Here is a 14,033-nt window from a genome sequence, read left to right on the forward strand (position 1 = left end):
AGAACCTTCCCTTCTTTTTCAAAAAGCCTTTCCTGTAACCGGCTCAACCGTTCTTCCCAGACAAATCTGCACGCCGTGCAGGAAATGAAATACGGAACCGCGTCAGTCCGTCCGGATACGTCCGCAAAGAGAACGCACACCCATGACGGGTCAGCACTTCGCGGATAAAAATCAGTCCGATTCCTTGTCCGTGAGGCTTGGTAGAAAAGAACGGGCTGAACAGTTTCGTTTCCACCTCTTTGGAGATGCCTTTCCCCGTATCGGCTATTTCAAGCATGACCGGAGACACCGACGTACGAATGAAAATGTCACCCCCCTGTCCGATACTTTCTGCCGCATTCTTGATGATGTTCACCAACACTTGCTCAAATAAAGCCGTATCCATCCATACCTTCGGGTTTTCTGCACACAGCTCATTGTGCAACGTAATCTGCCGCTCCCGACAGATGGTTTCCATAAACATCCGGCACGCGGTCACCCGGTCGTTCAATCGCACTTGTTCCAAACTCGGTTCTGGAATTTTCACCACATTGGCAAAATTGGTGATGAAACGGCTCATCCCCAGACAACGTTCCACACAAACCTGCATGACCTCCCGTAAATCGCCCGTTTCTTCTTCCAGTGTTTCCAGTGCATCTCTTGCCGTCTCCAAAGTTGAGGTAATGCCTGCCGTAGTATTGTTCACCTCATGAGCAATCATTCGAATCACTTTTTCGTAAGCCTTTTTCTCCGCCTTGACCACCTCGGCCGTCAAACTCTCTATCAGCACAAAAGGATGGGAGAATCCACGGTCTACAAACGAAAGCCTGGAACAACGGTAGATTTTGGCATCACTCAAACGAATCGTATCGGTCGTATCCTTAGGCAAACGTGACACTTCCTCCGCCAGAGGCGTATCCAGTTCCTCCAACCGCTTTCCCATCAGTTCCTCGACTGAAGTATACCCTAAAAACCGCAAAGCCGCAGTATTCAGCATGGATATCTGTTCGTCGAAAGTCAGAATAATCACCCCCATGGGCGATACATTAATGAGCAAGTCCAAAAAGTGGTTCTGTTCCCGCAAGCGCAGGCGTTCATTCTTCAACTGGTCCATCATCCGGTTGAACATCTCCACGATACGGTCGGCCTCGGCCTGTCCCACCGGTGCAAGCCGGCTACTGAAATCCTGTTCACGCAGCAAGTCCATCCCACTCGCAATGCTGTTGAGTGGTTTAATCACCTTCCAGTAAAAATAAAACAAGATAACCAGACTGAAAGAAATCACTCCTTCTCCTACATACAAAAGCGGACTCTTCGTACTTAAGGTGAAAGACAATAAGATTCCCCAAGCCAAAGCCAACAGCAAACCCAAGAGAAAAAACAACGTGCTCAACCTCATCACCTTTCCGATTAATCGTTAAACGAAATACCGTATTTTTCCAACCGACGATACAAAGCCGCCCGACTGATACCCAACGAAAGAGCGACCTGCGTCAGATTATTGTCATGAGCCTCCAATGCCTGAAGAATGGTACGCTTTTCCAATTCCTCAAGTGTAAGTCCTTTTACCTCTGCCATAGAATCTGTGGAAACAGCAGCCGGACGGTACTGTGACTGAAAGTCGGCTGCCGTCAGACAGTCTTTTCCACACACCAGCAACGTACGCTCCACCAGATTCTTCAGTTCACGAATATTTCCGGGGTAAGGCAAACGACTCAAAAATGCCAACGCATCCCCCGAAAGTTCCACTTGCGGCAATCCGTCGGCCCGGCAGCGGCTTTCCACAAAATGACGGGCCAGCAGAGGAATGTCCTCCCGCCGCTCGCGCAAAGCCGGAAGATGCACCGTAATCAGGTTGATGCGATAAAACAAATCCTCCCGGAACGTATGCTCACGCACCATCTGCTCCAGATTGGCATTGGTGGCACAGACCACCCGTACATCCACCTTCCGCGGACGGCTCTCCCCCAACGGTTCAAACGTCTGCTCCTGCAACACCCGAAGCAGCTTAACCTGACACGACAAGTCCAGTTCACCAATTTCGTCCAAGAAAATCGTCCCTTTATCCGCCAGTTCGAAGCGTCCTTTCCGGTCGGTCACCGCATCGGTAAACGCCCCTTTCTTGTGTCCGAACATCTCACTCTCAAACAAAGTCTGCGAAATTCCTCCCAAATTGACTTTGACAAAAGGCTGGTTCCTGCGCGGACTGTTCAAGTGTATCGCCTCGGCAATCAGTTCTTTCCCAGTACCACTTTCTCCCGTCACCAGTACCGAAGCACTTGTCCGGGATACCCTCTTCACCGTCGCCAACACCGCTTCCAAGGCCTTGCTCTTCCCAATGATATGACTGCGGTCGAAATCCTCTTCTGATGTGACCGAGACACCGGCAGCTTCCTCCTTTTCCGTCAGTTCCAACGCCGTTTCAATACGCTGCATCAACGCCGCATTGTTCCACGGTTTGGTAATGAAATCAAAGGCTCCAGCCCGCATTCCTTGTACTGCCAGAGGGATACTTCCCCAGGCCGTCATCAGAATGACAGGTACATCCGGACAAAACAGTTTGACCTGCTTCAATAAAAGCAAACCCTCCGCTCCGTCAGTAGAGAGACTGAAATTCATGTCCATCAATATCAACTGCGGAGTAATGGAACGCACTGCTTCCATCGCTTCTTTGGGTCCTGGCACCGCCTGTACCTCATATTTCGCCCGTTTGAGCATAAAAGTGAGCGACGAACGAATGGCACTATCATCATCTATTATTAGTATCATAACACGACAAAAGTAAATATAATTTCACAAAAGAAACGGGTCAATGCCTGACTATCTTCTCAAAATCGGCCTCAATCCCTGTGCCTGCCGCAAAATCCCACAGTGTGAGACTGCGCAACTGGTAATAATAGTACCAGTAATAAAACAACTCATTGATGTGCTTGCGGCGTGCCTCATCCTTCTGGCTCTGCGAATCGTTCAAGTCGAGTGTAGAAATCTTTCCGACCAGAAAAGTCTCCACGTTCGTATGATAGCGTTTACGGGCAATCTTATCGGCCTCATCCGCCAAATGAAGCTGTGTCTGCTGGTTGTTGAACTGCTCCACCAGCACAAACAGATTCTGATTGAAATTCATGGATTCCTGCCGCAACTTGCTTTCCGTCACTTCCCGGTTGCTCTGTGCCACTTTCACCTGCCCGCGGCGCTTCCCCCAATCCAAAATCGGAATCTTGAAACCAATCTCCACCACCTGATTGTCTTTCAACCGACGATAAGCCGTATCAAAACGTCGGTCGGTTCCTGTAAATCCGACCTGGGCAAAGAGCGTGATTTCGCGCATATTTCCTTTGGCCTTGGCTACTTCATAATCGGCTTCGAGCTGCCTACGACGGATATTCTGGGCAAAGGAGTTATTAGCCAAAGCCTTGGACAACACATCTGCATACTCCAACCGGACCTCGGGCACGGAATCCGGCACCTCCGGTACTAATTCTTCGTTCTCCCCCAAAGCCAGAAACGAACGCAAGGTAAACATGTGACTCTTCAAGGCACTCTCGTTGGAAGTCAGCGAAGAGCGGGCATCCAGCACATTCAATTGCAACTGCAACACATCGTTTTCACTAATCTGCCCCATCCGACGCTTGGCTTTGGCTACCTCATACAATTTTTCTGCATTTTCCAGGTTCTGCCTGGCAATAGCCACATTTTCACGAGCCAGTAGCAGATTGAAAAAATAATTTATAGTGGTCATCGTCACCTCTTCCGTCGCACTCAGAAAAGCCGCTTTGGCCTCCGCATAACGCACCGGTTCAATCCGACGGTCCCATTTGGTCTGATTCACCCCAAAGACAGGCTGGTTCAAGGTCAAAGCCAACGGGACCGACATAAAACGATTGCCGGAACTGCCATCCATCTGCCGCAGAAAATCAAGAGAGGTATTCAACGACAACGTACCTCCCGTGAACCAGATATTCTGGTCGATGGAAAGCTGTCCGTTCATCTGCATGTAGTTGTTCCGCACATAGGTATAGGAACCGTCATTCTGCTGATACGAATTATACCCCTTGTGGTAAGAAGGAAGGGTGGCCGTAAAGTTCACCTCCGGCAACAGTTCCGCACGATAGGTACGATACTCCCAATACGCCGTTTTCAGTTCGTTCAAAGCTACGGCCGCATCCACACTCTGTACCCGTGCCAGCATAATGGCCTCGTCCAACGTCAACACATGCGTTCTTTCCATCGGCTCCACAGCCTCTCCTTTACAGAAAAGGAAAAAAGAAAATAAAATCCATATACTCCGTTTCATACTCTTCCACTCATTTATCGTACCACATCCGTTCCTCACCTCAATTCTTCCAACCAGCCATTCCACCTTATCCTACCTGGCGGCCATCAAAGAAACGTACAATACGTGAGGTCTGTTTGGCCTGCTCCTCATTGTGGGTCACCATCACCACCGTACGCCTGTCTTCCTGGTTCAGCTTGTGCAGCAGCTCCATAATCTCCGCTCCCATCTTGGAATCCAAGTTACCGGTCGGTTCGTCGGCCAGCACGATTTCCGGATTTCCCACAATTGCCCGGGCAATGGCCACACGCTGGCATTGCCCTCCGGAAAGCTGCGACGGCATGTGATGCATACGATGACTCAATCCTACCTTCTGCAATACTTCTTCAGCCAGCTGCCTGCGTTCCTTCGCAGAAACATTGCGATAAAGTAAAGGTACCTCCACATTATCCAGCACATTCAAGGAATTAATCAGATGGAACGACTGGAACACGAATCCCAAGTTCCGGTTACGGAAAGCGGCTAGTTCCTTGTCTTTCATCCCCTCCACTTTCACTCCTGCAATCTGGATAGTGCCGCTGGTAGGCGCATCCAGCAATCCCATGATGTTCAGCAAAGTAGATTTTCCACATCCTGAAGGTCCCATAATGCTGAGGAATTCTCCTTTTTCTACCGTCAGGTTCACATTTTCCAATGCCTGTGTCTCTATCTCATTGGTCCGGTAAATCTTATTGATTCCGGTTAATTCTATCATATTCATACGCATCTTGTTTAAAAGTTTATCATTGCATCTGTATTCAGACGAATTGTTTCACGTGCTTTTTATTCATCCCGCAAGGCTTCCGTGGGCGAGATGGCGCTTATCCGGCGAGCCGGGATATAAATACCTGCCCATACTACCAACAGCAGCACCACATACACCGCCAGTGAGACAAGGAAAAAGTGCAGTCCAAAATTGTCCACCCAACTGGGAATCACCGCCGGCATCCAGGAATTTCCCTTATTCAGTCCCTCACTAAACGCATATTGCAGGTAAATGAAGCAGCCGATGAAAGTAGCCAGCGTGGTCAGTACCGTACCTTCTCCCAAGAGCATCAGACGAATGCGACGAGGTGTCGCTCCATAAGAAAGCATCACGCCCACCTCTTCCCGACGGGTGCGAGTCTGCATCCAGAAAGTACCAATCACTCCCAGACAGAGATTGATCAGGAAAAACAGTGCAATACTCAAATTACGACGATAAAGCGCCGTAGAATCACTGAATTCACGGGCCGCATTGATTTCATCGTACGACTGCAATTCACGGGCATAAAGATTCCCGGCACGTAGCTGGCGAAGCATCCAAGGGTGGAAATCGTGCAAGAAGCGTTCCATGCTGACTCCCTCTTTCAAACGAATGACCATCCTCAGATTGTACAGGCTGGAACGAATGTCCGGATTCTGCTGCGGCATGAACACAACCGGTACGGGACGCCAGTCACTCAGATACTTGCATGCTTTCACCGTTCCTTTCACCGCCGTATAAGACGTATCTGTACCATTCACCTCCCAGCAACGCTGGTTCCGGTACATATATGTATGGAACATTCCTTCCAGCAAATCTTCCGTCATGATATAATAGTCCCCATTGTCCAAATCCGACAGCCGGACCGCACTCATACTCCCCTCACCAGACTGGAAACCGTAGGTTTCAAAGAAATGGGTATGAGGTAAAAATTCGATATAGAGAGCCGAATGAACGACCGAATCACCTTCTGCTACAAAATCGTAAGTTCCACTTCCCATCGCACCCGGATATACAAAAGAAAGTACCGGAGCAGCCTGTTCCACCCCAGGATACTGCCGGACACGGTCTACCAGATTCAAATACGCCTGCATCAACGAAGCCGAATCGGCCGCTTGCGGCTCATACCCAGGAGCTTCCGGAGGAAGCATGGCCACAGACACCATACACAGACGGTCTGCATCGTATCCCAACGGAAGATGTCGCTCATAAGTCACTACCAGCACGGGGTCGAAAATGGCCCAGGAAAGAATGGCCACCAATATCAGTTCAGCCAGCAACCATCCGTTGCGACGGCGACGGCTCCAAAGATTTTTCAAAATCAATTTCCACATATCCACTCAGTATTTTTCGGATTATCTTTTTTCATACAATGAATACACAATCGGCTTGCGCAACGACATCCATGCCGGCCACAAAGCGGAGAGCAAATTCAGCACCAGACACAATAAAAAGGCGATGAGAAACACGACCGGTGCAAACAGCATTTCACTTGACACATACAGATTGGCTCCTTCCGGAATATCCATCGGCCAATAATCAAACAACATAAAAATCCATTCACGCCCTACATAAAGCATAATCCATGCCACCAGCAAGCCTAGCACACCTCCCACTAACGTAAGAAAAAAATTCTCCCACATCACCTGCGACAACAAGGCACTCCGACTGGCTCCAAAAGATTTACGAACGCCCATCTCCGGTAAACGACTCTCCATACGACTGGCTATCAGTCCGTTCAGATTAAGTGAAGGCACAACCAGAAGTACCAGTACCCACAATATCAGCCGACCCACCACCTTCCAAGAGCTGAAACTCGTGTCTGCCGGATAATCTTTAAACACACTGAGTACATGCGAAGTAGGTTGTTCCCACAATTCCATCTGCCACTGTCCTTTATATTGTGTGTTCACTCTTCTGGTCAAGTCCTTGATTTCAGCCCGTAAAGCCTTTGCTTGCGCATTGTCTTTCACTAAAAAAGTCACGTCAAACTGACCACAATAGGGGAAGCTGGAGTCAACGGGGTCCTTGTAATTTGATTCAATGGAATAAGGCACATAAACCTGTGCATACGACTGGCGTGTCAAGAAACTCGCTCCACGTACCACCCCACATACGTGATAATTCACATAATCCATGGAAAACGAACGTCCCACCACGCCTTCTGTCGTACCGAACAAACGACGGGCAAGGTCATCGGAAATCACAGCCGTATGAATGCCACTTACCAAATCGGCCTCCGCGAACGGATGTCCCTCCAAAAATTGCAACTTATAGATACGGAAGAAAGCCGGATCCACCAGTTTCAATGCCGGACGGAAATCCCCGCTCCGATCGGCAGGCTGTACATAATAATCCGTTGCATAGCTGAAACATGCGGAAACTACTACCACATTCTTTAGCGGATAAATCCATTCCTGTAAGGCCCGATACGACAAAGCGGACTGATAGGTTCTTGATTCCTGTTCCGATTTGAAACTGACATGAGTCAGATACAACGTGTTTTTCCGATTCTCTTCCGGATAGATAGGGGCCAGTTTCACATAATAAACCACCGCCACTATCACGGTCATGGCAATGGCCAATCCTGTACCGACAATGTAGAGCATACTGAACAGACGGTTCTGCTTCAGTAGCGTAAAAGCCTGTGTTAAATAAGTTCTTCGCATTCTCATAAGAATTTCACTCTTATTAAATCTTCTTTATATGTATAATCTATTGCTTCTGAAAAGTATTTTCTACCTCACACTCAGTGTACCAACCTAACCTTCCGTTTGTTCCGAAAGTCCTTCATATCGCTGACCACCACCCGGTCGCCCGGCTGAAGACCGGAAAGTACTTCCACATATTCAAAATTGCAATCTCCCAACCGTACCTTCCGCTTGACCAGTTCATCTTTTCCATCCCGCACAAACAACTCATATTTTCCTTTCCCTACATAATAACTGGCATTGTCTATTCGCAATACGCCTTCTTTCACAGCATTCATTACATACACATCCACTTTCAGTCCCGAACGCAACCGGCGGTGATGGTCATTGGCCAGCTGCACAATAAAAGAAATCATGCCATTTTTAGATAAAGGCGTCACACTGCTGATTTGTCCCTCCAGCTTTTCATTGCCTATCTTCACAATAGCCCGTCCACCTGCCACGACCTTATCTGCATAAGTATCTGCAATTTCCGCTTCCACCTTAAAGTGACTCAAATCTGAAATGACCGCCAGCCGGGTTCCTTCTGTCACCTGCGCCCCCACCTGATCATTGATATAGGTAAGAATGGCTTTTCTGGGCGACCGTATCTGCGCGTCCTCCAGCGTACGTTTCATCTCTGCCATCTCCTTACGGAAAATTTCATATTCCAACTCCTTGACTTTCAAGTCGGCGGCTTTCACCTTCCGTTCGTTGGCCAGCTGCTGACGAAGCTGTTCCAGTTCCAGTTTTCCCGTCTGAAAATTCAATTCCGCCTGACGCACCCGGTCGGTCGTACCCGAACCCAAACTGTCAAGATATTGTTCGTTCCGCAACTCCGCCTTCATCTGGTTCAATTTCATGGCAGACACCTTTACCTTCATTTCCAAATCGCTGAGATACGTCTGGTTATTGATTTTCAACTGCTCCAGCTGATACCGCTTCATCTGGTCTTCATCCTGCAATTTCTGATAGCCAGTCTCAGTGCTTTGCAAATCCAACTTCAATAACGGGGTACCTATTTCCACACTGTCTCCTCCTTTTCCATATACCTCCACGATACGCGAATGAATCGGTGTATTGATGATTTCTTCAAAGGCAGGTACAACCTTACCCGACGCACTCACACTCACCTCAAGCGTTCCCCGAGTCACTTCCGAAAAAACAAGGGCACTTTCTTTCACACTACTGCGCATCCATGAAAAAAGCCCAACCAACAATATCACGCATCCGGCACCAATGCCTCCATAATGTATAAGCCTCTTATTGCGTACCCTTCTTTGTTCTTCTTTTGATATTTCTCTATCCATATTTTTATCTATCATCACACTTTCCCAGAACAACATCCATGCCAAGAACATAAACAGCTGATATCCAACAACAAGCCATTTTCAAAAGGTGTCCACTATCGAACACTATGTCCGGTTTTAAACACATACCATCCGTTTTTCGCGAGAAATATTACCGAACCGTTGCACATTTCAGGAACTCTCTCTACCTTTAAATTTGGAAAGGAATAGGAATATGAACGAGCAGGTAATACAAAAACTAAAGATACTGACGGAATCCGCCAAATACGATGTATCATGCGCTTCCAGCGGTACTTCCCGAAAAAATACCAAAGGAGGGGTAGGAAATACTGTGGGCGGATGGGGCATCTGCCACAGTTTTTCGGAAGACGGACGCTGTATCTCCCTGCTCAAAATCATGCTGACCAACTACTGCATTTACGATTGCGCCTACTGCATCAACCGGGTAAGCAACGACATTCCGAGAGCCACGCTTTCTGTGACGGAACTGGTGGAACTGACCATGGAATTCTACCGAAGAAACTACATCGAGGGACTGTTCCTCAGCTCAGGAGTGGTACGCAATCCCGACTACACCATGGAGCGCCTGGTCCGAGTGGCCAAAGACTTGCGAATGGTACACCGTTTCAACGGCTATATCCACCTGAAAAGTATCCCTGGCGCCAGTGAGGAACTGGTACAGGAAGCCGGATTGTATGCCGACCGTCTCAGTGTCAATCTGGAAATTCCAACCGAAAAAAATTTAAAACTACTGGCTCCCGAAAAAGACCACCAGAGTGTATATCTCCCGATGAAATACATTCAGCAAGGGATTCTGATGCATCAGGAAGACCGGAAACACTACCGTCACGCACCTCGTTTCGCCCCCGGTGGACAAAGCACACAGATGATTGTCGGCGCCACTCCTGAAACCGACAAGGATATCTTACGAGTTTCTTCCTCGCTCTATGAACAACCCACCATGAAACGCGTGTATTACTCAGGCTACATTTCAGTCAACACCTACGACAAGCGACTGCCGACCTTGAAGCAACCGCCTTTGGTCCGGGAAAACCGACTCTACCAAGCCGACTGGCTGCTGCGTTTCTACCAGTTCAAGGTGGACGAAATCGTGGACGACCAGACTCCCAACCTGGATCTGGACATCGACCCAAAACTGGCCTGGGCCCTCCGCCATCCGGAGTTTTTCCCCGTGAACATCCAGACCGCCGATTACGAAGCTATCCTGCGCGTGCCGGGCATTGGGGTAAAATCTGCCCGCCTGATTGTGACTTCCCGCCGTTTCTCGCGCATCGGCTTCTATGAACTGAAAAAGATGGGAGCCGTGATGAAAAAAGCTAAATACTTCATCACCTGCAATGAACTGCCCGACAAGACTATCCACGAACTGGGTGCAGCCGGTGTACGAAGGCTCTTGCTTCCTATTCCCCGCAAAAAGACAGACGAGCGTCAATTAAGTTTCGACTTCACAGAAACAGAGGAAGCTGCCCCCACACACAAGTGAAAGCAGCTTCTTTCTTATTATTCCTATCCTGCATCTTCAACGGACGGACACTTCCATCACAGGTTGTTCCTTCACCATATCCAAGGGAACCGCTCTGTATTTGACGCGCTGGAAATCAATCTTGTTCAAGTCAATGCTGCGGATAGATGCATTATACATTGTGCGGAAATAAATCATCCGATGCCGCATGTCTGTAGCCGAAGTCCACTGGGTCGCACTTGGGATATTGGCCGGAATCTTTCCTCCCTGAAACTCAATACCTACCGGAATATCGAAATTGTTCAGAATCTGAAATCCCTGAAGCACCGTCTGATGGGCATTTTCCTGCTGAGGAGCCGTAGTCTGATAAAAGGCAGCCCGCACAAAACGGGAAGGAGGAGTCACATCGCCCGGTATTCCCAGGAAACCGCTTCCTGCACCAAAAGAACGTAAGGTAATCTTCCCAAACTCCTGAGGTTGTGCACTACCCGCATAGAGATTCACATAATTATTCAAGTTGGTCAACTGCCATTCAAAGCCCGGAGAATTGGTCAATACACCCAATTCGTTTTCATAAAAATGTAACTGTCCGTCCACAATCTCCAGCACTACCTGTCGTCCCGATACATCGGCAAACCGCCAGTGTACAGTGGACGCTCGTGGGTCAATGGCTACCACATGCACCTCTTTCAGGCTTTCCATCACCTCGTCCACAGTCTGGCAATTCCCCAAGACCCAAGCTACCAGCTGCAAATCGGCAATGGAAGAGGATTTCCATTCAGCCTTATAAGTCTCATATTTTCCATAGTTCGGAAAATAGAACAAACCGGCAGAAAGTCCTTTCTCGTTCAGTCCTTCGGCCACAAATTCTTTCTGTTCCACCGAAAGGCCTACGTAACCATATTTTGCCGTAAATTTCATGCCATCCTGCCCGCCGGGTACATACGACTGTGCCGTATAGCCACGCGGAACCACTACATAGCAGCTGTTCAAATCACTTCCGCCCCATTCAATGGTACGGGCCAGAATGCGCGTACTGTCTTTTGCCGTCAAGGTAATACCGGTACAAGCCTGCGAAGGCTGCGACTGGAAGACGGCCACTGTGGCCATCAGTCCCAAAAGCATAGATTTGTAATTCATCATTCACTCGATTTTTAGTATACAACAAAAAACGTCTGATTTTGTTTCGGTTTATCGTTTTTTACTACTTTTGTTCTCCGAAAGCTTTTTTCAAAGATAGAAAATTTTCCATTAAAAACCATGATTATTTTTCAATATGATGCCACTTTCGAAGGTCTGCTCACCGCCTTGTTCGACGCCTACTTCCGCCGGACTTTTCCCGACCTCCTGCTTACAGAAAAGGAGCCGCTACCTCTTTTCTATAACGAAAGCCATCGGGTAGTGACCGACATGGTCAAAGCGGAACGGGTATGGAAACTGCTTTCCCGGAAACTTTCCCGGAGTGCCCTGTCCTGCCTCACTTACTGCTGGCTTTCCGAAACACCGGAGGCCCCGATACTCCTTTTCCGCTATATGAGAAAAGTGACGGATGCTTCCCGTTCCATCGAACAAAATTTTGCTGACCCGGATGTACTCGGAGTATATCAGCTAAGCAAGAAAGTGGCAGGCGAACGGATGCGGGTACTCCAATTCATGCGTTTTCAAAAGACAGCCGACCAAACTTATTTCGGTATCATGGAACCAATATACAATGTGTATCCACTGACCATCCAGCATTTTCAAGACCGTTTTGCCGACCAAGCATGGATTATTTACGACGCCCGCCGCCGATACGGATACTATTACGACCTGAAAGAAGTAAATGAAATTACATTTGAAAACTCACAAGCCGATTTCCTGCGCCACGGAAAACTGCAGGATGAACTCCTGGATAAAAACGAAAAGCTTTTCCAAGAGGGATGGAAAAGCTATTTTCACAGTGTCTGTATTCAGTCCCGACTCAACCCCATAAAGCACAAAAAGGATATGCCGGTCCGTTTTTGGAAATACCTTACAGAAAAAGATTAGGCAAACGGAAATAAATCATCCGGATATCCGATATCCACCAGAAAAAGGGCATGCCCCGGTACGGAGGTCCCCGCGCTGCAGCGGTTCTTCTCTTCTATCACTTTCCGGAATCCCTCGACCGAGAGTTTCCCTCGTCCCACTTCAACCAGTGTTCCGACAATGGCCCGCACCATGTTCCGCAAAAAACGGTCGGCCTGAATGGTGAACACCCATTCCGTATCACTTAGCTGATCCCAATGGGCCTGCATAATCTTGCAGTTGTTGGTCTTGACATCCGTGTGCAATTTACTGAAACTCGTAAAATCCGTATAGTCGAACAGCGTCTGGGCCGCTTCGTTCATTTTCTCAAAATCCAGCGGCTGGAACAATCTCCAGCAATAGGCCCGGTTGAACGGATTCTTCTGCGTGGTCACATAATACTTGTACGTGCGATAGGTAGCATCGAAACGGGCATGGGCATCTTGATTTACCCTTCTGACACGATACACCGAAATATCCGGCGGCAACAAGCGGTTGAGCTTGTCTGTCACCGTGTCTTCCTCCAACATCCATTCCACATCAAAATGGGCCACCATCAGACGGGCATGTACTCCCGCATCCGTACGTCCGGCACCGACCACTTCAATGGCGTCATCCCGTAAAAACGTATGCAAAGCTTTCATCAAGGTTTCCTGCACACTGCTTCCATTCGGCTGTATCTGCCAGCCATGATAATTGGTTCCGTCGTAGGCCAAATAAATGAAATACCTGAACATCACGCTATAATTTATCGGGCTGTTATATGAAAACACCCTTGTTTCAACTCATATTTCACGTAGCAGCGGTCTGCCTTGCGAAGGTCGCGCAGCACTTCCGACAACACCAGTTTCAAGGTATCCGCACTTACGTCTTGCATAGGACGACCGTCAGGGTCTTCCACCTTTTCAAAACGCTTCCAGCTCACATCGAACGTAGTTCCGTAAAAATGGCAGGAATTTAATGAAGCATTGCCATTCGTACGACGCAAGCGCTTCACGTCGTCTTTCGTACGTGTTACGGAAGTCACTATAATCTTATTGGGATTCAACCCCTTGTTTTCCAACGAATCCAAAAAATTAACCCCGATTGTATCCAGCAAAGCACTGGCCTGCGGCACCAGATAAGGAATGGAATGCGTCAATGAATCCAACCCATAACGCTCACACGCCACAATCTCCACCAGACGGCCTTTCATTTCTTCTGCCTCCTCACGGGTACTGATGGGACGAATTCCGATTTTCTTCGCCGTAGCCAGCTGCACGTCGTTCAAATCACCAAACGACCGCTTATAACTAATCACTCCTCTGATATTACGCGGATTATTCATCTTCATCGACATATCCTTTTCCTTGCATCCGGCCAGACATATTCCCGTCAGCAAGGCTACTGCCAGACACGACTTGAGTAATAACTTCATTTCTTTCTCAACGTTTTAATTCCCGGCAAAGATAACACAAAAAACCTATAA

The 14,033-nt window shown here is 48.3% G+C and carries 12 protein-coding genes; 2 read left to right on the forward strand and 10 right to left on the reverse strand.

What is annotated here, in order from left to right:
- Positions 1 to 43: 43 nt before the first annotated feature.
- From OIM59_RS13030 to OIM59_RS13060, 7 genes are all read right to left on the reverse strand, one after another.
- Positions 44 to 1,378, reverse strand: a complete 1,335-nt coding sequence (locus tag OIM59_RS13030) for a PAS domain-containing sensor histidine kinase (RefSeq protein ID WP_299171443.1) — start codon at positions 1,376 to 1,378, stop codon at positions 44 to 46.
- A gap of 11 nt (positions 1,379 to 1,389) precedes the next feature.
- Positions 1,390 to 2,748: a sigma-54 dependent transcriptional regulator gene (locus OIM59_RS13035; protein ID WP_299171440.1), complete on the reverse strand. Its 1,359-nt coding sequence runs from the start codon at positions 2,746 to 2,748 to the stop codon at positions 1,390 to 1,392.
- A 40-nt stretch (positions 2,749 to 2,788) separates the two neighbouring features.
- Positions 2,789 to 4,207, reverse strand: a complete 1,419-nt coding sequence (locus OIM59_RS13040; protein ID WP_299171497.1) for a TolC family protein — start codon at positions 4,205 to 4,207, stop codon at positions 2,789 to 2,791.
- A 133-nt stretch (positions 4,208 to 4,340) separates the two neighbouring features.
- Positions 4,341 to 5,006: an ABC transporter ATP-binding protein gene (locus tag OIM59_RS13045; protein WP_299171494.1), complete on the reverse strand. Its 666-nt coding sequence runs from the start codon at positions 5,004 to 5,006 to the stop codon at positions 4,341 to 4,343.
- Positions 5,007 to 5,074: 68 nt separating this feature from the next.
- Positions 5,075 to 6,370, reverse strand: coding sequence for an ABC transporter permease (locus OIM59_RS13050; RefSeq protein WP_299171437.1), 1,296 nt, complete (start codon positions 6,368 to 6,370; stop codon positions 5,075 to 5,077).
- Between the two features lie 21 nt (positions 6,371 to 6,391).
- Positions 6,392 to 7,705: an ABC transporter permease gene (locus tag OIM59_RS13055; protein WP_303898239.1), complete on the reverse strand. Its 1,314-nt coding sequence runs from the start codon at positions 7,703 to 7,705 to the stop codon at positions 6,392 to 6,394.
- A gap of 80 nt (positions 7,706 to 7,785) precedes the next feature.
- Complete coding sequence (locus OIM59_RS13060) at positions 7,786 to 9,036, reverse strand: efflux RND transporter periplasmic adaptor subunit (protein ID WP_299171434.1); 1,251 nt, start codon at positions 9,034 to 9,036, stop codon at positions 7,786 to 7,788.
- Positions 9,037 to 9,250: 214 nt separating this feature from the next.
- Here OIM59_RS13060 and OIM59_RS13065 point away from each other — a divergent pair, with 214 nt between their 5' ends.
- Complete coding sequence (locus tag OIM59_RS13065) at positions 9,251 to 10,540, forward strand: putative DNA modification/repair radical SAM protein (protein WP_299171431.1); 1,290 nt, start codon at positions 9,251 to 9,253, stop codon at positions 10,538 to 10,540.
- 36 nt (positions 10,541 to 10,576) lie between these two features.
- Here OIM59_RS13065 and OIM59_RS13070 read toward each other — a convergent pair whose 3' ends face one another.
- Positions 10,577 to 11,644, reverse strand: a complete 1,068-nt coding sequence (locus tag OIM59_RS13070) for a choloylglycine hydrolase family protein (protein WP_299171489.1) — start codon at positions 11,642 to 11,644, stop codon at positions 10,577 to 10,579.
- A 135-nt stretch (positions 11,645 to 11,779) separates the two neighbouring features.
- Between OIM59_RS13070 and OIM59_RS13075 the strand changes: the two genes are divergently transcribed.
- Positions 11,780 to 12,547, forward strand: a complete 768-nt coding sequence (locus tag OIM59_RS13075) for a TIGR03915 family putative DNA repair protein (protein WP_299171429.1) — start codon at positions 11,780 to 11,782, stop codon at positions 12,545 to 12,547.
- Here the strand turns inward: OIM59_RS13075 and truA are convergent.
- A complete protein-coding gene (gene truA / locus OIM59_RS13080) occupies positions 12,544 to 13,302 on the reverse strand; it encodes a tRNA pseudouridine(38-40) synthase TruA (protein WP_299171426.1) in 759 nt (252 codons plus the stop codon). The two genes, OIM59_RS13075 and truA, sit on opposite strands and share 4 nt — an antisense overlap.
- Before the next feature lie 11 nt (positions 13,303 to 13,313).
- On the reverse strand, positions 13,314 to 13,982 hold the full coding sequence (locus tag OIM59_RS13085; RefSeq protein ID WP_299171423.1) for a DUF5715 family protein: 669 nt from the start codon (positions 13,980 to 13,982) through the stop codon (positions 13,314 to 13,316).
- Positions 13,983 to 14,033 lie beyond the last annotated feature (51 nt).

Source organism: Bacteroides mediterraneensis, from assembly GCF_025993685.1.
In the GTDB taxonomy this organism is placed as follows: Bacteria; Bacteroidota; Bacteroidia; order Bacteroidales; family Bacteroidaceae; genus Phocaeicola; species Phocaeicola mediterraneensis_A.